The organism is Sutterella wadsworthensis (genome assembly GCF_003315195.1).
GTDB classification, from domain to species: domain Bacteria; phylum Pseudomonadota; class Gammaproteobacteria; order Burkholderiales; family Burkholderiaceae_F; genus Sutterella; species Sutterella wadsworthensis.
Map to the genome: position 1 here is coordinate 24,451 of NZ_QNRV01000008.1, position 19,777 is coordinate 44,227.

General features: G+C 54.5%; 11 protein-coding genes. 7 read left to right on the plus strand and 4 right to left on the minus strand.

Features of this window, described 5'->3' with window-relative positions:
• Positions 1 to 138: 138 nt before the first annotated feature.
• Positions 139 to 1,830 (minus strand): ABC transporter ATP-binding protein/permease, encoded by a 1,692-nt coding sequence (locus DES29_RS05185; RefSeq protein ID WP_021995515.1) that lies wholly within the window; start codon positions 1,828 to 1,830, stop codon positions 139 to 141.
• Positions 1,831 to 1,997: 167 nt separating this feature from the next.
• Entirely contained in the window at positions 1,998 to 4,031 is a 2,034-nt protein-coding gene (locus DES29_RS05190) for a TonB-dependent receptor domain-containing protein (RefSeq protein WP_231293739.1), read from the minus strand.
• Positions 4,032 to 4,825: 794 nt separating this feature from the next.
• On the opposite strand from DES29_RS05190, the gene nrdD reads away from it, so the two are divergent.
• Positions 4,826 to 6,988 (plus strand): anaerobic ribonucleoside-triphosphate reductase, encoded by a 2,163-nt coding sequence (gene nrdD, locus DES29_RS05195; RefSeq protein WP_021996041.1) that lies wholly within the window; start codon positions 4,826 to 4,828, stop codon positions 6,986 to 6,988.
• An 85-nt stretch (positions 6,989 to 7,073) separates the two neighbouring features.
• Positions 7,074 to 7,592, plus strand: a complete 519-nt coding sequence (gene nrdG / locus DES29_RS05200) for an anaerobic ribonucleoside-triphosphate reductase activating protein (protein WP_005432707.1) — start codon at positions 7,074 to 7,076, stop codon at positions 7,590 to 7,592.
• A gap of 303 nt (positions 7,593 to 7,895) precedes the next feature.
• On the opposite strand, the gene DES29_RS05205 is transcribed toward nrdG, so the two are convergent.
• Positions 7,896 to 9,011, minus strand: a complete 1,116-nt coding sequence (locus DES29_RS05205; protein ID WP_005431263.1) for an adenosine deaminase family protein — start codon at positions 9,009 to 9,011, stop codon at positions 7,896 to 7,898.
• Positions 9,012 to 9,180: 169 nt separating this feature from the next.
• Between DES29_RS05205 and dcuC the strand changes: the two genes are divergently transcribed.
• Together dcuC and DES29_RS05215 are read left to right on the plus strand one after the other, a co-directional pair.
• Positions 9,181 to 10,590 carry a C4-dicarboxylate transporter DcuC gene (gene dcuC / locus DES29_RS05210; protein ID WP_021996042.1) on the plus strand — a complete coding sequence of 470 codons (1,410 nt, stop codon included), beginning with the start codon at positions 9,181 to 9,183 and terminating at the stop codon, positions 10,588 to 10,590.
• Between the two features lie 369 nt (positions 10,591 to 10,959).
• Positions 10,960 to 12,330: an MATE family efflux transporter gene (locus DES29_RS05215; protein WP_021996043.1), complete on the plus strand. Its 1,371-nt coding sequence runs from the start codon at positions 10,960 to 10,962 to the stop codon at positions 12,328 to 12,330.
• A 108-nt stretch (positions 12,331 to 12,438) separates the two neighbouring features.
• On the opposite strand, the gene DES29_RS05220 is transcribed toward DES29_RS05215, so the two are convergent.
• Positions 12,439 to 14,472 carry an autotransporter outer membrane beta-barrel domain-containing protein gene (locus DES29_RS05220; RefSeq protein WP_236578947.1) on the minus strand — a complete coding sequence of 678 codons (2,034 nt, stop codon included), beginning with the start codon at positions 14,470 to 14,472 and terminating at the stop codon, positions 12,439 to 12,441.
• Positions 14,473 to 15,223: 751 nt separating this feature from the next.
• Between DES29_RS05220 and DES29_RS05225 the strand changes: the two genes are divergently transcribed.
• The 3 genes from DES29_RS05225 (at position 15,224) to DES29_RS05235 (ending at position 19,657) form a co-directional block, all read left to right on the plus strand.
• A complete protein-coding gene (locus DES29_RS05225) occupies positions 15,224 to 16,255 on the plus strand; it encodes a LysR family transcriptional regulator (RefSeq protein WP_021995436.1) in 1,032 nt (343 codons plus the stop codon).
• A gap of 219 nt (positions 16,256 to 16,474) precedes the next feature.
• Positions 16,475 to 18,301, plus strand: a complete 1,827-nt coding sequence (locus tag DES29_RS05230; protein ID WP_005431277.1) for an aryl-sulfate sulfotransferase — start codon at positions 16,475 to 16,477, stop codon at positions 18,299 to 18,301.
• 201 nt (positions 18,302 to 18,502) lie between these two features.
• Positions 18,503 to 19,657, plus strand: coding sequence for a porin (locus tag DES29_RS05235; protein ID WP_021995225.1), 1,155 nt, complete (start codon positions 18,503 to 18,505; stop codon positions 19,655 to 19,657).
• Positions 19,658 to 19,777 lie beyond the last annotated feature (120 nt).

The window sequence follows — 19,777 nt, forward strand, 5'->3', positions numbered from 1 at the left end:
TTATTAAGAACAAGCAGCGCATTCCAAATGCTTCTCCGCCGAATGCAAAAGTTCAATTGCAGGCACTCCGCCGCTCTATCGCCGATGATGAGAGCATTTTCAATTCGGGGCAATGGGATGAATGGATTCCCCATAACATTATTCTCCTTTGAGCTGAATGATTTGATCAGCCAGCGGATACAGAAATGCCTGATGCGTGACGAGCACGATGACGGTATGAGGAAGCTCTTTGCCAAGCAGTTCAATCATTTCACGTGCGTTGACCGGATCCAGCCCGCTGGTCATCTCATCGAGGAGCAGAACATCGGGCTTCGCAATCAGCGCGCGCAGCAGCGAAAGCCGCTGAACCTCACCGCCCGAGAGTACGGTTGACCAGTCCGCGCTTTCGCGGAGCTTATCCGTCAGATGCGTGAGGCGGGCTTTGGAAAGGAGCGCTGCGGCCCTTTCGTCGGTGAGTTCATCGGGGGCTTTAGGATAGGCCAGCGCATCAAACAGTTCGCCTTTGGGGAGATAGGGGGTTTGAGGCATCCAAAGCACGCTGCCGCCGCAGCGGATACAGCCCGTGAAGCTCTCTGAAAAGCCCGCAAGCACGCGCAGCAGCGTGGTTTTGCCGATGCCAGAGGGGCCGGCAATAATGGCGAGGGACCCCGGCTTCAGGCTGAAGGAAACAGGAATCTCAGCATTCAGGGCGGCAGCCTTCCCGCGCGGAATTTTGAGGAGGATATCCGCAGAAAGGCCATCAGAACGCTTGCTGTCTGCGCTGTTGTGCGCTTGAATTTGCCGGCGAGTGTGATCTGCCTGCGTCAGTCCGGACTCCAAACGCTCCAGACGCTCATAAGCAGCGGCGAGTGCTGCCAGCTCTTCGTAGGACATGATGATCCATGAAAGTGACCTTGCAACATCATTAAAGGCTCCGCGTATTTGCATTAAGCCGCCGAGCTGGATTACTCCGGCCAAAAAACTCGGCAGCGCAAAGAAGATCGGAGCGAGATGCGTGAATTGGCCGATGCCGACGGTAAAGAGATTGAGATCTCTTTTGCGCTTAACCAAAGCAATCAAGACACGCAAAAGCTGATGGAAGCGCTCGGAAAGACTGGCCTCTTCGACAGACTCTGCATGTGCGCCGGCGATGGCATCGGCATGACGGCGCTTCTCCATAAGCGCAGCGCGCAGGTTGGCTTCCATATGCTGAGCATTGATGTTGAGCGGTTTGAGCTTTCGGCCGATGAGATGCGTCAGTCCGGAAGCGACAAACGTATAGAGAACGCAGACCCAGAACATGTAGCCCGGGATCGTGAAGCCCCACACTTCGGCCGAGCCCGAGAGCTGCCAGAGGATGACGGAAAAGCTTCCGACCGTCAGCAGCGAATCGTAGAGACTGACGGCAAGGCTGACGGATAAGCTGACGACAAGACGGACGTCTTCAGCGATGCGTTGGTCGGGGTTATCAGGTTCTTCACCGCTCTCGCGAAGCAGGTAATGAGCGCTTTGCGGTGAAAGCCAGCGTTTGAAGAAAACTTCGGTCAGGTCGCGGCGCAGCGCAAGCATCAGCCGATCTTTGATGTAGCCCGCCCAGACTAAAAGGATGATGATGGCCGCAGCCAGACCGATGAAATAAAAGAGTTCGCGAAAGATCGCTGCTTTATTCACCGCCTGGAGCGCATTGAAGAACCGGCCGTTCCAATCGTTGTAGAGAACAGCCAGCTTAATGTTGACTGCATAGGCGGCAAGCACAAGAGCAGCCAGCGCCCAGATTCGCCATTGAGTACGGCTGAAAAGACGGGCAGCGATCAGGCGGCGCAGGCCATTGGGCGCTATGGGTGTCCGCATGTCAGCGAATTAATAGAGGTTAATGCCGAACAGGTCTGCCGCAAAGTCGACACCGATGTGAGGCATGCGGCAGGAACCGTCAAAAGGCGATCGGCTCATCGGAGGCATCGGAGGAAGCGGAGCATGGCTTTGCTCATCCGAGGAGTCGATCGCGCATTGGAAAGTGCTTAGAACTGCGCCGAGAGCCACAGGCGGACGCCGCGGCCGCTGCCGTAGGAGCCGTTCAGCATCCGGTATTCCTTGTCAAAAAGGTTTACCACGGCGATGCCGGCCTGCAGGTTAGCCAGGTCGGCGACCTTTGGGGACCATTCCGCACCGAGCGAGTGTGTGAGGAAGCTTGAGAAATGCAGATTTTTTCCGGTCGCACGGTCCTCCACACTGCTTTCGCCGCCTTTGCTCCAGTGAGCTCGATACCAAACATTGATCGCCTGAGCGGGGAACGCATAAGCGAGCTTCAGATTGGCGGACTGCGGCGTAATGCCGTTCATGCGCTCGTTGGTCTCTTTGTCGACAGCATGGAGAAGACCGTAGCTCACAGAGGTTGAAAACTGACCTGCCGCATAGGTGCCCGAGAGCTCAATGCCTTTGCGGACAACATGGCCGACGTTTTGCGACGAGTAATAGACGGTGGGCGGTGTTGTAGGCTCAAACCAACCCTTGGGCGCAATGAAATCCTTGACGTCGTCATAGAAAAAGACCGCTTTGGCGAAAAGATGGTCATCGCTGCCGAAGACGCCGTCAGCCTTGAAGCTGGAACCCGCCTCATAGTTGAGCGACTTCTCGGGCTTTAAATCCGGATTGGGCACGACAACGGTATGGGTTCCGGGCCAAACCATCGAAAAATAGAGTTCATCGAGGATCGGCGGGCGGTAGCCGGTATTGACTGAAGCCCAAAGGCTCACCGGCTTCGCCGGCTTCACTGTAAGCGTCAGACCCGGCGTGAACTTTGAATCCGAAACAGAGGCGAATCCGGTATTGGATTCGCGCTTATAGTAGTTCCAGCGAAGCACGGGCGTGAGCGCAAGGTAATCGGTAATCGCGTACTGATCCTGGATAAACAGCCCCGCATCGACAGCATCTGAATCCGGCCGACTGGGCGCATTGACCCAATGTCCGCTGCTGTCCGCTTCAACACCGCTTTGAGATTTTTTATAGATGTCGCCGCCCACGGTGAGCGCATGCTGCCCGGCAGCCGAAAATTCGAACGTGTTCTGCAGATTGCCGCCGATTGAATCAAAATTGTTCTGCGCCTTCTTAATGCCGCTGTCAAAGCTGAAGGTTGAATCGACATACTGCACGGCAGCGCTCAGATTGAGCAGCGGTCCGCTGTTGAAATCCCATTTGCCGGTAATGCGGTTCTGTTTGTTTTTATAGAACCAGCGGTCTTGACGCCCCCATTCGTCTTGGGCTTCATCAAAGTTGTAGGCGAGTGAGAAGGCCATTTCATCCGTCGGCAGCGCGGAAACTTTGGCGATGACGGAGGTGTATTCGGCATCCGAATTATTGTCGATTCGCCGGCCGCTCGAGTTCTTCACATTGCCCGAATCCCGGCGATTGACGCCCACGAGTACGTCCCAAATATCATGACGGCCGAAGACATATGCGCTTTTCTGCCATTCCTTGGTGTCAGAGGCGTAGCCGGTCTTTACCTTCACGCCGTAGTTTTTGTCCGTACCGGCCAGAAAATCTGCAGCCGACTTAGTCGTCACAGAAAGGGTTCCCCCGATGCCGCCGTTGCCGTAGAGGGAACTGCCGCCGCCGCGCTTTACTTCCACCTGCTTAAGCAGTTCCGGATCGATAAAGATGCCGATAAATTGATTGCCGGCGGCTGTGGTGTCGTCCTGCCGAAGGCCGTCCACCAGATAGGTGATCTGATTGGGCTCGGAACCGCGAATACGGATGCGGCTGAACATAACGCTGGAGGACGATTCCACATCGACGTTCGGAATGTCGAGGAGTGTATCCGTAAAGGTCTGAGGCACGGTTTCCTCAATATCCTTCGCCTTAACGACCGAAATGGAAGAGGCCGCCTGCGAAAGCGGCTGTGCGGTACGCGTTGCGGTGACTACAACCGGATCCAATTCCAGATATGCGGCCGATTCCGCCCAGAGACTGCCCGACAGTGCGGAAAGCAGGGCGGCAGCAAGCGGAAGCTGCAGCTGCTGCGTCATCGCCGGTGATAGTGATTTGTGCTTGGACATAAAATACGCTGCAGGAACTTGTTGAGCTCGGCTGCATCCAAAAAGATGAAAATAATTCTCATTATCGCAATGTGTCCAAGACTTCTGGGCCGCCTTGTTCAATTAACCCGTCAGTAAACTAATTTACTTAGAAAACAATACCTTGAATGCGGTATGGGGGTGGTGTTCACGAGAGTAGCTCTCGTTTTTTAGACAGCCGATCACAAAAGCACTCAAAAAAATGACAGCGTTTGAGACTGCACTTTTATGCATGACGAATAGGGGGCGCCGGGTTTGCATCACCGATGTTGGTTTTCGGCAAGTGCCCATTTATTAGGCAGCCGCAGACGACGCAGACAGCCGCATCCCAACAGAAATCCGCCGCTAATCAACGTTCGGCAGACGGACGCACTCCGCGGATCTGGTAAAAGTACCAATGACAGTATGTAGGAGATAGCCAAGTGATGGCACTACATATAGTGTTTCTTAAGAAATGATACTTCCACGGGATGCGCGTTACTTCTGAAGCACTACCTATATAGAGGTAATTTGCAGCAATCTTTCAGCAGACTCAAGCAGTTCGAATTTCATCTCTCAATTCAATAGAAAAACCCTATCGATTGAAGCGTCAGCTGAGCGTCTTTTTACCTGTACACTTCCCGTCCAACTTCTGGGAAAGATTGCTGCGGGCAGAAGCGGTGGTCGGCACAGCTGTCGAAACAGCGCGTCGCGGCATTTTTTCTCTCAAAGATCAATTCGCTCGAGAGACCGCATCAGACGGCCGAGCGCTCGAGATAAAAAGAATGGAATCCGCGATGTTCAAGGTACTCAAGAAAGACAATACGCTTGAAGACTTCAAGCCGCAGAAGATCGTCGAGGCCATCATGAAGGCAGCCTTCCGCTGCGACAAGCAGATCCCTGACGAAACCATGTTCGCCATGGCGAACTCGATTTCTGAACGTCTGCAGTCGCGCAAAAAGGTGCCCGTGGCCGAACTTCACGAGCTCGTGATCGGTACGCTCGCAACCTTTGGCTTCAAGGATGTTGCGACGTCTTATGCCGAATACCGCTACTACAAGAACAACTACGCGAAGACCTTCGAGCAGCTGCGTCAGGATGCTGATGATGTTCTGCGTCTCGGCGACCGTGAGAATGCCAACTTCGATTCGTCCCTCGTTTCGACGAAGGGTTCGCTCATCAAGGGGTTCCTCACGAAGAGCCTCTATCGTCAGTTCTATCTCTCTGGGCGCGAAAAAGAATTCACTGACCGCGGCGACATCTACATCCACGACATGCGCGACATGATCCTCGGATGCATCAACTGCTGCCTCTTTGACATCGGTTCTATCCTGCGCGGCGGCTTCGAGATGAGCAATGTGCGCTACACCGAACCCAAAACCGTTCTGTCGGCACTGCAGGTGGTGGGCGACATCACGCTCGTCGCGACGGCTCAGCAGTTCGGCGGCTTTACGCTCGCGGAATTGGACAAGGCCCTGCTGCCTTACGTTCTGAAGAGCTGGAAGACGGCGCACGACAAATACATTGAGCTCGGCCTTTCGGAAGAACGGGCCGCAGAACAAAGCGACAAGGATGTCACCCGCGAGCTTGAGCAGGGCTTCCAGTCGCTTGAGCTTAAGCTCAATACCGTCCCGTGCTCGCGCGGTGACTTCGCTTTTACGACGATTTCCTTTGGTCAGTGGAACTTAAAGGACTACGCGCCCTTTGAGCGCAAGTGGCTCTCGAAGATCAACACGGTCATGCTGCAGGTTCGCCGCAACGGCCACGGTCCGCACCATAAGCCCGTGGTCTTCCCGAAGCTCGTCTATCTGTACGATGCGCCGCAGATTGCAGCCGACCAGTATTCGTCCGCACTCTTCGATGAGGCCGTGAAGACCTCGACCGAATGCATGTATCCGGATTACCTGTCGCTCTCATCGGACTACGGCACGGTTTCGAAGCTCTTCCGCGAACACGGCGTCATTACGAGCCCGATGGGCTGCCGCGCGTATCTCTCGCCCTGGCATGACGAAAAGGGCCGCTATGTGGCAATCGGCCGCTGCAACATCGGCGCTGTGAGCCTCAATATTCCGCTCATCATCCGCCTGGTGCAGCTCGAACATCCTGACAATTGGCGCACCGCTTTCTGGACGGAACTCGACGAGCGTCTGGAAGTAATCCGCGAATTCTTCAAGAAGCGCTACGACATCATCCGCCGCCAGAAGTGCTCTTCAAACCCGCTCGCCTTCACGCAGGGGGGCTTCTATGAGGGCACGAAGGATCCCGACGATGAAGTGGGCGATCTGGTCCGCTACATGACGGCGTCCTTCGGCATCACGGCGCTCGATGAAGCCACCTTCCTCTGGACGGGCAAGCGTCTGCTTGAAGAGGGCGGCGCTTTCTCCGAAGAAGTGCTCCGCCATCTGCAGGCGCGCATCAACGTCTTCAAGAAGGAAGACGGGTGGCTCTATGCGATCTACGGCACGCCCGCCGAAAGCCTCTGCGCGACGCAGGCCAAGCAGTACGACGCCTTCTGCGCCAAGCAAGGCATTGACAATGTCTTCCGCCATACGCCGCACTACAGTCCTGAATACTTCACGAACTCCTTCCATGTGAACGTGACCGAAGAAATCACGCCCTTTGAGAAGCAGGACCACGAGTTCAAGGACTTTCACCTGTGCGAAGGCGGCCACATTCAGTACGTGCGTCTCGACAATCCTGAGAACACGGATGCGGTGAAGGCCGTCATCCAACGCGGCATGGAGCTCGGCTTCTACCAAGGCGTGAATTTTGACAGTGCTTACTGCGGCGACTGCGGCACACACAGCACCAATGTGCTCATGCGCTGCCCCAAGTGCGGGAGCTCAAACCTCTCCGTGATCTCGCGCGTCTGCGGCTACCTCGGCTACAGCAATGTGAACGGCGTTTCCCGCATGAATGAAGGGAAAATGGCTGAGATCCACAACCGCAAGAGCATGTAAAACCTTTAAAGACCGCAGCAGCGGTCTTTAAGGTTCCTCGGGGGAGTTCCGGCTGAGCTCCCCCGATTTATTTATTTCTTTCGTCATGAACTACATCGGTCTATCCGCCTACGACACCGCCAATGGCCCCGGCGTGCGCGTTTCGCTGTTTGTTTCCGGCTGCACGCTTCGCTGCAAAGGGTGTTTCAATAAAGAAAGCTGGTCTTTTACGGCTGGACGCCCATTCACAGCGGAAACAGAAGCGCAGATCATGAAGGCGCTGGATTCGAAGTGGATTGCTGGTTTTTCGCTGCTGGGCGGCGACCCGTTTGAGCCGGAGCACGAAGCGGTTTTGGCCGGGCTCCTCGAGCGCATTAAGGAACGGTTCCCAGATAAAACCGTCTGGGCGTGGACCGGAAGGACCTTTAAGCACGTGGAAAAGAGCAGGCTTTTGCCCTACATTGATCGGCTCGTTGACGGCGCTTATGTGCAAAAGCTTCACCTCGAGAAGCAGGGCGCCTGGCGCGGGAGCTCCAACCAGCGGATTATTCCGCTCTATCAAGGACGTATTGACGAAAGTCCGGCGGCTCAGGCTGAAGCCGCGGCGGCTGAAGCGGAGCACTGACTGACGGGGAGGGCTGTCAAAGATCGAGGCCGGGCGATTTGCCCTTAGGATGCTTTGGCATTGGCAGTTTTGCGATCTGCGCAATATCCCTTTGCGGTGTCTGCCGCTGGACACAGCAGAAAGGCCGCGACGGCGCTCTGTTCAGGCAAACGTTTAAAAGCCGATGAAGAAGGTCTGGCAGAAAAAAAGCTGCTGCGAGTGCTTTAACTTCCGCAGCAGCTCGAAGATACATTGAAAAGCAGTGTGCCGACGGTGTTTCAAGCTTGATCAATCATGCCAAACGCCATCGGGAGCACATCCGTTTCAAGCTGCCGGCAGGCAGTCAGCACCAAACGCTTCGCGGGCCAAACGGTCAAATTCAGGGAGCCACAATTGACGCCAGACGATCTTCGTCTCATCGTCAACCCATGCAGCATCAATGCTGTTGGCTAAGAATCCCCGCAGATCGGCAAGCGAAAATCCCAGCCAATTCATCATCAAAAGCCAGCTCTCAGAAATGGAGATATGGTGCATCGTCGGGTCATCACTGTTGGGAAAGACCTTGAGACCGAGCTCAACCATGCGGCGGATCGGGTGCTTGACCGCCCATTCTTCATCCGTGAAAGTGCGCAGATAGTAGGAATTGGTCGGCACCACGGCAAAAGGGATGCCCCGATCCGCGGCGCGCTCAGCGAGCTCCGGATTGTCTGTAATCGTGTAGCCGTGGTCGATTCGCTCACACTCGAGGAGATCCATGGCGGTTTCCACATTGCGCCAGTGTTCGCCGAATTCGCCCGCATGCGCGGTCAATTTAAAGCCGGCATCGCGTGCCAGTCGATAGGCTTTCCAGAAATTTTCGGGTTCGTGGAGCGTTTCGCGGTAGTCGATCCCCAGACCGATGACCCAGGGAGAGCGGTGAGCGGTCATTTCACGCACCAGTTCAACCGCATCTTCCGGGAGCGCTTCGCGGTCAATCGACGGCACGAGGCGGCCGACAATGCCGTATTTTTCTTCGCCTTCGATCAGGCCGGCCACAATAGCGTCCTGACCTTCGGCATAGGTCATGAAGTGCTTGAGGCCGGTCCAGTTCCAGAAGAGTTCGATGTAGCGCACGCCCTGAGCAGCCGTGCGTTCAAGGTGCTCGAGCGTAATGCGCTTTAAATATTCGGGTTTCTTCAGGATCGACGATTCCAGTGCGCGGAAGATGCGCAGCACCCCCACGGGCTTTTCACCGCGGGTGTAAAAGCCTTCGATTTCAGCCATGGAAATCGGAGCGTCGGAATCGCGGACAAGGTCAATGAAGGTTTCCCGGCTCGTCGTGCCGAGAAGATGACAGTGAAGTTCAGCCTTTGGAAAAGCGGAAAAAAAGGCGAGCTGCTTGGCGGTGAGTTCACGGGTGAAGGGGGAGTCTGGGACAAAGCCGGGGTTGGTGCTGCGCATAAGGGTCATTCTTTTAAGTGTTGGGAGGCACAATCTATAGACGAACGTTTCCGTTTGGTCAAGGCCTCGGGTAAACGATTACGCGCTTCATGATTTCTCCGCACTTGAGACTCAAGTCAATTTGCGAGAGAATCGCCGCTTTCCTTTTTTCGTCGTGCGCGGAGCGCTCTTGACCCCGCCCGGCACGATTCCTCCAACGTACTGCCCGAACGCCGTCATGTTCGCCACTATTTTCGCCATTCTCATCCTCGTGCTCGCCGGCTGGGCGATTGCCAAAAACTACGATGCCAAAGTCGTGCTCTTTGCGGCCGGCTTCCTCTTGATGTACGCCGCGCTCATCATGGGGAGTGACGTTTTGACGGGCAAAGATGCCTCCGGACTCGCCTGGGCGGATCCCTTCAAGGCCGTCAAGGATCTTTTCATCAAGCAGTACGCCAACGCGGGTCTCATCATCCTGACGCTTTTCGGCTTTGCTGCCTACATGTCCAAAATCGGCGCCAACGACAAGGTGATCGAACTTCTGAGCCGCCCGCTCGCGGCCGTGAAGTCTCCCTACATCCTGGTGCCCTTGGTGTTCTGGCTGGGGACGCTCCTCTCCATCATCATTCCGAGCGCTGCGTCGCTTGCCGTGATTCTGATGGCAACGCTCTATCCGGTGCTTAAAGCCGCCAAGATGACGCCGCTCACCGCTGCCGGCGTCATTGCCACAACGGCAACCATTGTGCCGACGCCTTTGGGCGGAGACAATGTAGTCGCAGCCCGGGTGCTCGGCTTTGATCATGTGGTCGACTATGTCTTTTACCATCACGCCGTGATCTCCATTCCGGCGATCATCGTGATGGGCATCGTGCATTATTTCTGGCAGAAGCACCTCGACCGCACCGAAGGCGAAATCAATGCTGCGGTAGATGAGTCGGAACTCCGCCAAGTCAATGCCGACGCGCCCGCGTGGTACGCCGTTTTCCCCGTGCTGCCGCTCGGACTCACGATCTTCTTCTGGGCCTGCTTCAAGCACGCGAAGGTCGGGCTCGTTGAAATCACGCTCTTTTCCTTTGCGCTCGCCTTCATTGCGGAAACCATCCGCCGCCGCGACGTCAAAGCCGCCATGAAAGACGTGTCGACCTTTTTCAACGGCATGGGCGACGGCTTCTCGAAAGTGGTGGTGCTCATCGTTGCAGCCTCGACGATGGTGGCCGGCTTGAAGGCCATGGGACTCATCGATGCCATCTCTGGTCTGGTCACGGGCGTAGAAAATGCCGGCGCCGGTCTGATGCTCGTTTTTTCCGGCATCACCGCACTCATCACATTCGTGAGCGGCTCGGGCAACGCGGTTTTCTATTCCTTCATTGAACTCATTCCGCAAATCGCCGACAAAGCGGGTATCGACCCGATTATGGTTGCACTCCCCATGCAGCTCACCTCCAACGTCATCCGCGCGGCTTCGCCCGTGGCTGCCGTGGTGATCATCGTTGCTGCCGTGGTGAAGGTGAACCCGCTCATGGTGGTCAAGCGCACCTGCGTGCCGCTCCTTTCGGGGTTCGCCGCTGTCCTTCTCCTCTCGCTCATTCGCTACGCGTGAAACTTTAAGGAATCCGAGCTTCGTGCAAACTTTTCCGCGAAGCTCGGCTGCCCCGAAGGACTGCAATCCATCAAGCCGATTTGCCCCGTCCGAGACTGCACCCCTCAATCGCGTCATTGCGATTTTTAATGAATGCACAAGGGCCTTCACGAATTTTGGCCAAGATCCGGAAGAACTTCAGGTCCAACTCAATCGTCCGACAGAGCACTGGAATAGGGGAGCTGAGATCTTTTGCGGATACCGAAAGATACCGAGCTCCCTTTAAAATAAGTCCTTTCGCAGCCGCCCTGCTGAATCCGCCGTCAGCAGGGCGCTTGCTTTCTTTTGCGCTCTTATCTTTCGCTTATGAGCAGAACTCGCAAATTAGACATGCTCAGCGGATCCATCTGGGACAAGATGATCCTCTTTGCGCTGCCGCTCGCCTTTACCGGCGTGCTCCAGCAGCTCTACAACGCCGCCGACGTCGCCGTACTCGGGCACTTTGTATCAGACGAGGCCATGGCGGCCGTAGGCAACAACGTCCCGATCATCGGATTAATCGTGAGTCTCTGTATGGGACTCGCGCTCGGCGCAAATGTGGTGGTCGCTCAAGCCTTAGGCATGCGCGATGAAGAGCGGGCGAGCAGGGGCGTTCACACGGCTTTTTATGTGGCGGTTGTCTTCGGCGTGGTCATGGCGATCGCGGGCGAAATCGGGGCGGACTGGATCATCGCCTGCCTTGAAGTGCCCGAATCGGTGCAGGCCGATTCTGAACTTTACCTGCGGGTCTACCTGCTGGGCATGCCCTTCATTGCGGTCTACAACTTTTTGGCCGCTGTTTATCGCAGTCAAGGGGATACCCAAACGCCGCTTTGGGCACTCTGCTTTGCCACGATTTTCAATATCGCCGGCAATCTCTTTTTTGTGTTGGTCTGCGACATGGGCACTGGGGGCGTGGCCTTTGCCACCGTTCTCGCCAATGCGCTTGCCGCGGGGATTCTTTTCTGGCGCGAATGCCGCATGACGGGACCGCTCAGACTTGAACTTCGCCGGCTTCTGAAGCCAGACGCCGTGTCGCTGCGTTCGATCATCCGCATCGGCTGGCCCGCGGGCGTTCAGGGGGCGGTCTTTTCGTTCTCCAACCTCATCATTCAGGCGGCTATCAACAGCCTGGGAGCGGACGTGATGGCGGGGTCAGTAGCCGCATTCACGATTGAGATCAATGTGTACTGCTTTATCAACGCGTTCGGTCTGGCGGCCACCACCTTCGTGAGTCAGAACTACGGCGCGGGCAATCTGGCGCGCTGCAGACGGGCTACCTGGGTGTCAATGGGGCTCAATTTCTGTGCTTCCGTGATGATGATCGCGGTTGTGCTCATTTTCGAACGAAGCATCCTCAGCCTCTTTACGCACAGCGAAGCCGTGATGGAAATTGCCATTACACGAATTCTCCTCGTCGTGCTGGCTGAACCCATCAGCGTGGTGATGGAAACCGTTTCGGATGCGATGCGCGGCTACGGCTATTCCATGCCGCCCGCGATGGTGACGCTCTTTTGCATCTGCTCGATCCGCATCGTCTGGGTCTATACGGTTTTCGCCGCTGATCCGACGTTTGATACGCTCATGATCGTTTATCCCATCAGCTGGGCCGTGACGACTGCAGCACTCACATGGCTCTATTTCCGCCATCAAAAGATGCTGACGGCTAAGCATGCGCATTCACGGGCAACCTCCCCAGAAGCATTGCCCTTTACGGATTAGCCGCAGCGTTCAGACTGACAGCAAAAGCGCCTTCAGCCGCATCGACTGAAGGCGCTTAAACTGAAATCTAAAAGATTTCAAAAATCACAAGCCTGACAGGCCGCTTCATCAGAACACGTAACGTGCGCCGACGGAGTAGTGATAGTCCTCCTGATAATCAGACCCGTTGGCACGCGTGAGCGACCCATAGAAGGAGAGGTTGTTCGTCGTGCTGAACTGCGCGCCGACCCCGTACGAGAACCAAGTGCCGCCCAGGTCTTCCTTGAGCTTCTGATCCTGTGCACCTGCTTTCGAAGCGGTGGCTTCTGTGTCGCCCAAGAAGTCATGGTTGACCGAAGCCGTCAGATAGATCGATCCGCGGTTATCAGCGAAGTTCGCGCCGGCCTGGAAGCCAATGCGGGCAATCAACGTATCGAAATCGTCCTGAGAAACCTTCATGCCGTTGCTGCCAGTGTAGTCGTCGCCGAATACACGGCCGTAGGCGAGCTCAGCCTGCGGCGTGACATAGAAGATCTGCGAAAGATCAAAGCGGTGACCAACCTCCGCGGACAAGCCAACCGTCGTGTTGTCATAGGAAGCCTTAAACGGCGTGACGGTTGATACATCAATATCGGTGCTGATCCGACCAACACGGCCGATTAAATCGAGATAGCTGCCGGTGGGAAGAACTGCCGTGCCGTAGACGGAAAGGGTGTAGCCGTCACTGTCAGCGCTGCCGTTCGAAAAGTCCGTTGAATTGTCGGTGTAGCCAAATGCGGCGCCGACAATCCACGTGTCACCCACCTTGGCATCACCGCCCACCTGAATCGTATTGTTGGTGAGCTTCGTGGAAACGGCGTCAGAAACCTTAGCGTCCGTACCGTAGACACGAGCCCAAGCACCCAATGCACCGTTTTGGCTTCGCACGTCGCCCAGGCGTTCGCTCAAGTGATTGACTTCATAGCGCCACTGAGCAAGATTCGCTGCGTTGGCATGGGTCACTGCGGTCAAAGTCGGCGACAGACGTGAACCCTCATAGGAAACGTCACCCGTGGCGGCATCGTATTTCCAGGCACCCGTCATGTCGCTGGCTTCGCCGCCGACAAAGTTATCTTTGAGAGTTGAAGCTGCGCCGCCCCCGATGATTGAATCAAGCGCACCTGCGACTTTCTCCGCTGAACCCAGCTTTTCGGTGACAGAAGCGCCGGCTTCGAGCTTGAGATCGCCCGTCAGCGTTTCAACCGTAACGCCGTTTTCTTCTGTTGTATTGAAGGTGAGCTTTGAATTAGAGGCATTGAGAGTACCGACATGGAAAGTGCCGGCAGACTGATGGATATCCTGATTCGTAAAGGTTGCACTTCCGGCAATGGTGACATTGCCGTTCAAGGTAGTGTTGGCGGTCTGTGAGTCAGTTTTGTTTGCCAGCGTCAGAGAGCTGCCTTTATCAAAATTGAGTGCACTTTTATCACCCGAAACGGTCAGAGTGTCAGCCTTAATGGATGCCGTGCCGTTTTCACTGAGAACACCTTCTTCGCCGCCCGTAAATGTGGCATTCGCAGCTTCAGCGTTGAAAGTAATTCCCTTACCTGCAGCATTATGGAGCCATACAGCATTCTTGCCGCCGTTGACCACAAGTGAATTTTCGGCCGTAACGTCTAAAACAGAATCGCGGGAGTTCTCAGTAGAACGATTAGATCGAATGCCGTAAGTACCGCCGTCGATCGAAATATTCTTAGCAGCAAACGATCCCTTAATAGATGACGTTCCTTGGTAATCTTTCGTGTAATCAGTAACCGAAATGCCGGCTGATTGAGTGTACTTTGAGTCAGCTTTAATCACAAGATTGCCGACATTAACGTCCACCGTTTGTTGATCGGCGGAAGCTCCATTATCACCTGCCATGACCATTAATTGAATGGCAGAATAGAGAGAATTCGCAGCCTTTTCTTGAGATTGATAGTTGTCCAGTATCAGCGTGTCAACATCCTTGATGCTCAGACTTGACGTGGACTGCATATTAATGGCTTGACCGCCATCCGTATAAAACGCAAGTGTTTTGATCCCGCTGAAGTCGAGTTTGCCGCCGCCCCAGGAGTTAATGGCCTGATCTCCCTGGAACCGCTTGTTCTGGGTGCCAAAATTGACTTGTTGAACGTCAGTCACAGAAAGACTGCCATTGTAGTTTACTAAAATAGCAACGTTATCAGCACCGTTGCCCGCCTTCCCGATAAGCCTTTCTTCTGTTGAAAAATTGAGTTCGCTGAGTTTGCTGACCGTTAACGATCCACCTGTGCCTGTAAGGTAAACCAGCGAATTCGTTCCTGTTGTTTTATTGACGAAGGACAGAGTATCGGATGAAGCGTTCTGGCCTGAGTAAGTTTCTCCTTTTTTATTCAGATATAAAAAGCCTTGTGTTCCAGCATCGGCATTGGAAAGTACATTGTCAACAACTTTATTTTGCTCGTAGGTTAACAATGGTTCTGCATTAATGTTTTCAGCAGCCATGCCAAAAACACTGGCTATAGCTCCGATAACGGCAAGATGTACTGTTTTAAATTGAAGCACCTGCATCGTAAACCTCCAATAGGATGCTTTAAGTGCATTGCAATTTATATCTATCCCCCCCCCCCGTCAACGTGCAAAAAAAAGAAATGCCCGTTTATCAAAACCAAAACAAAAGTAAATATTGAACTGTATTTAACTTGCAACGAGTATACCTTTAATTGCCGGTATTCATTTACATTGTGTAATCTTAATGTTTATAAAATAGGTTCATAAAGTACATCAAAATAAATAGAAGATTTGATATTATTAAAGTAAACAAATAAAGCAATCTGCGAGAAGTCATTCGGGTCGACAGGCGTACATCAGAACCTGACTTAGATGATCCCAAATAGAAAACACAGAATTCACCATGCCTACCACCAACACTGCACATCTCGATCTTGACCGGATCGATCTGCGCATACTGCGTTTAGTCCTCATTCTGAGCAATACACAGTCCCTCACGAAGACTGCAGCAGCGATGAAACTCTCCGTTTCGCAGGCCTCCCGACTGCTTGCTGATGCGAGGGCTATTTTCGGAACCGAAATTTTCAGCCGGCATGGCCCGCAGATGGTGCCGTCTCCTCAGCTTCTGGAGCTGCTGCCGCGCCTGCAAAATGTTTTCAAAGCGCTGGATTCACTTCTAGGCGGTGCATCCACACTCAATATTCTTGAAAGCAGTGAAGTCATCCGCATTGCTGCCGTCGACAACACGGCCATGGTCTTTATCATGCCGTTCCTCAAGGAACTTCATCAGCGCGCGCCGAAGCTCGGCATCGAAATCGTGCCGTTGGGCAGTCAGTCCGCTGCCGGATTGGGATCCGGTGCGGTTGACTTCATGTATGCCTGCGATCCGCATCTGCCTGCAGATCCCTCGCTGCGTCAGCGTCTGCTGCTTGCTGCTCCTCACTGTGTTCTGGTTCGCAAAGATCACCCGCTTTGCGAGGTGCCTGACGGCATCGTCGGTCCAGAGGAGCTAGCTCGATATCCGATGGTGATTCCTACAGTTAGTCAGCCGTCGGGCCTCAACGCCATGATCATGCCGTTTCACGAAATTTCTTCACAGCGTTTTCTCCAATCGCCGTTCTTTTTGGCCAACGCATGGTCGCTTTTAGATTCTGACGGCTACACCATTCATCCCATTCCGCTCGCAGAAATTTTGACGGAACGGCTGCCCCTCGCTGCATTGAAGCCAAAAGATATTGTGATTCCGCCGTGGGTGCCGCACCTCTATTGGAGCGTGCGCACCGATGCGGATCCACTCCGGCAGTGGGTGCGTTCTTTCCTGATTAGCTGCGCCGGACGGCGATGGAGCCGGTATTGCTCTGACGATGAAGCGGGGTGGCGCGAAGCCATGGCGTCGCTTGAAGCCGCTTCAATCTGCTCGGTGTGCAGCGAGTAGGGTGAAGACGCCATTCTAAAAAATACGCGGTTCATAAAGGGACAGCACCGCCGTTCGCCGATCAGCAGCGTCTTTCTAAACATGAAAGCCGATGTTGCAAGCCGTGCGTGTCGATAGCGGAAATTCGACAATTTTTACACTTCGTTTGGTTTTCTAAACTTTGATTCATTCCGGAACATTGTTTCCGGCAGCGTTATCGGATCAATTAAAGAGAAACAAATGAAGAAGATTGTCCCAATCTGTGCAGCCGTCGCAGCGGCTGCCATGATGCTGTCCATTTCAACCCCCGCCATGGCTATGGGCGGCCCATCGGGTCCTCACGTTACGTATCCGGTGCAGGGCAACATTGGCGAAGTGATTGTCAATCCGTACAAAGTGGCACCGCTCACTGCAGTCATCCGTGACGCTGGATACGATCTTTCGGATGTCACCGTCCGCATCGTGCCGAAGACGAACGGTCAGGAGATTACTTATAAAGTTTCCCGCACAGAATTGAAGACACATGCCGGCATTCCGGTTTTCGGTCTCTATCCGGATTGGCAGAACACCGTCGAAGTGAGCTACACGCGCACGTTCCAGGGCAAGTCTGAAAAGTTCAAAGATACCTATCGGTTTTATGTGCCGAGTGTGTACACGGTTTCAACGGGCATGCCCAATCAGGTAAAGCCATTTGAAGTCAAGCCCGTCCATGTTGATCCGGATTTTTCCGATCGCCTCTACCTCATCAATTCGCAGCTCATGAGCACCATGCCTGTTGGCAGCCGCTTCGTTTGGAACAACCCGTCCGGCGGCGCGGTGGAATGGGCCTTTAATTCCAATATCGGCATCATCGACACGAAGGGCGAAGTCCGCTGGTGGCTCCTGGATCAGGAGATCGGCGACAATGAGAATCCCTGGAAATCGGGATACTTCATGGGGTTCCAGCAGACCAAGGATGGCGCGCTCACCTGGGGCTACGGCCAGAACTACTGCAAGTACGATCTCATCGGCCGCAAGGTATATGACCGTCGTCTGCCGTCGGGTTATTCGGATTTCTCGCACTCTTTTGACAACGCACAGAACGGACATTCCTTCCTGCGCGTCGGTTCTGCAGACTACCGCCGTGCCGACGGCCGACGCGTTCATACCGTTCGCGACGTTATCGTTGAAATTGATCAGGACGGCCGCGTCGTTGACGATTTCCGCCTGATGGAAATTCTCGATCCGTACCGCGACAACGTCATCAAGACGCTTGATCAGGGCGCAGTGTGTCTCAATATTGATGCCTCCAAGGCCGGTCAGACCATCAGCGCCGCTGAACTCGCCGAAATGGACAAAAGCGACAACTTTGGTGACGTTGTAGGTGTCGGCGCAGGCCGCAACTGGGCCCACGTCAATTCCGTCGACTACGATCCGACGGATGACTCAATCATCATTTCGTCCCGCCACCAGTCCGCCGCCATCAAGATTGGCCGCGATAAGAAAGTGAAGTGGATTCTCGGCGCCCCGGACGGCTGGAAGAAGGGCTGGGCAGAAAAAGTTCTGCAGCCTGTTGATAAAGACGGCAAACCTATCAAGTGCGAGAACGGTAAGTGCGAAGGCAACTTTGACTGGACATGGACGCAGCACACGGCCTACCGCATCGACGAAATGTCTGATGCGGATACCCTGATTCTGTCGGTCTTCGACAACGGCGACGGCCGTGGTCTGGAGCAGCCCGCACTCGCCGAAGAGAAATACACCCGCGGGGTGATCTACAAGATCGATCAGAAGAAGATGACCGTGCAGCAGCTCTGGGAAGTGGGCAAGGACCTTGGCCACGAATATTTCAGCCCGGTGACCGGCATCACGAAGTACATGGCCGACAAAAACTCCGTCGTAGTGTTCTATTCCACCGCTGGTCTTCTCGGCCCGTCCGCTGGTCCCAACGTTAAGGAAGAACCGGCTCATCCGTATCTCACGGAATACCGCTGGGGTGAAACGAAGCCGGCTGTTGAACTGAAAATCAACTCGGTCATGGGCTATCAGGCATTTCCGATCAGCGTTGAACAAGCCTTCACGCACTAATCCGTCGTCACGCTGAGACGCTCGATCCTCAACATATTTCGTTCCCAAGAAATCGCAAGAGGGTCGACGCGTCTTCTCACAACTTCCTCTGAAGCCGCAAGCTGATGAATTCACCAGCATCACTCGGCTTCAGATGAACAGCCTCATTTTTTTGCAGCCTGCGGACAAGACCAATTCCGCAGGAAATAAAGGAGCTCACAAATGAAACTCAAGCCTATCAGCAAGGCCATTCTGGCCGCCGCTGCCGCAGCCGGCATCATGCCGTTTGCCGCTCAAGCAGCCGACGTCAATGTGTACGGCCTGGTTGCCACCGGTCTTTACTACCAAAAGACTGAAGGAGCCGACAACGGCAATGTCGGTATGGCGCAATACAAGCAGACGCCGACCGATTCGCACTTCGGCATTACCGGCCGCGAAGATTTGGGCAACGGTCTTTATGTGGGGTTTCAGCTCGAAAACGGCTACAGCACGGATTCGGGCGCCATGTGGGAAAACGACCGTCTCTTCAATCGCGTAGCTCGTCTTTATGCGGGCAACAGTCAGATTGAAGTTTCAATGGGCCGAATTTCAACCTTCACGTGTGCTTCCGATCCGTATTCGGTCTTCCGCAAGCTCCGCGCGAATATGACGGCGTCCGGACTGCCCGGCATGGCACCGGCCACCATGGTCTTCAACGTGGGTGAAATGGACAATGCCATCGCCTTCCGTACGAACGGCGACGACGGATTCTTCGTTCAGGGCTTTTATTCCAATGGTTCGAGCAGCGAAGAAACTGAATACGGCTGGTCCAACAACAATCATGTGATTCAAGCCGCCTTCGGGTGGACGGGTCAGTCACTTCGTATCGGTACGGTGCTCAACTGGGAGCGTCCCAGCCATACTGACGGCACGAAGCCTCGCAAAAACGAAACGGCCGGCATTCATATCCTCGGGAGCTACGATTTTGGCGGCCCGGCTGTTTCAGCCATTTTCTATAAAGGCAGCAATGATTGGCGAATCGGCGGTGCACCGGACATGGCCAATATGATTAAAGGCGTCGGCGGATTGACGAATTACGAAAATTCCGAAGACGGCATGGACCTGACTGTCGGTTTCGTGAGCGTGGGCTATCCCATGGGAGCGCATTTCTTCAGCGCGGGTCTGGGCATCATTAACGCCGATTGGAAGGGCATTTCAACCAACATGAAGGAAACGAAGGGCACGGCTTATCAGGCTTCGCTCATGTACTACTACAACCTTTCCAAGCGCACGCAGCTTTATTCGGGCGTCTCATATTCTGACGGCGACAAGCTGCTCGATACGGTTGACCGCTTCAATCAGATCTTCGGAACGGTCGGTCTGCAGCACCGCTTCTAATTCTTTTTTGCGGGAGAGAGCCAAGGCGCTTTTGCGGTGTTTGGCTCTTTCGCCTTAGAAACCTTGGGAGGGAAGGCTGCTCATAAAAGGGCGTTGACGGTTTAAGGGGACTGATGAGAT

What these genes read in the sequence shown, in the direction of transcription:
- DES29_RS05185 (WP_021995515.1), bottom strand. Translation starts at nt 1,830, where the DNA reads ATGCGGACACCCATAGCGCCCAATGGCCTGCGCCGCCTGATCGCTGCC.
- DES29_RS05190 (WP_231293739.1), bottom strand. Translation starts at nt 4,031, where the DNA reads ATGTCCAAGCACAAATCACTATCACCGGCGATGACGCAGCAGCTGCAG.
- nrdD (WP_021996041.1), top strand. Translation starts at nt 4,826, where the DNA reads ATGTTCAAGGTACTCAAGAAAGACAATACGCTTGAAGACTTCAAGCCG.
- nrdG (WP_005432707.1), top strand. Translation starts at nt 7,074, where the DNA reads ATGAACTACATCGGTCTATCCGCCTACGACACCGCCAATGGCCCCGGC.
- DES29_RS05205 (WP_005431263.1), bottom strand. Translation starts at nt 9,011, where the DNA reads ATGCGCAGCACCAACCCCGGCTTTGTCCCAGACTCCCCCTTCACCCGT.
- DES29_RS05215 (WP_021996043.1), top strand. Translation starts at nt 10,960, where the DNA reads ATGCTCAGCGGATCCATCTGGGACAAGATGATCCTCTTTGCGCTGCCG.
- DES29_RS05225 (WP_021995436.1), top strand. Translation starts at nt 15,224, where the DNA reads ATGCCTACCACCAACACTGCACATCTCGATCTTGACCGGATCGATCTG.
- DES29_RS05230 (WP_005431277.1), top strand. Translation starts at nt 16,475, where the DNA reads ATGAAGAAGATTGTCCCAATCTGTGCAGCCGTCGCAGCGGCTGCCATG.
- DES29_RS05235 (WP_021995225.1), top strand. Translation starts at nt 18,503, where the DNA reads ATGAAACTCAAGCCTATCAGCAAGGCCATTCTGGCCGCCGCTGCCGCA.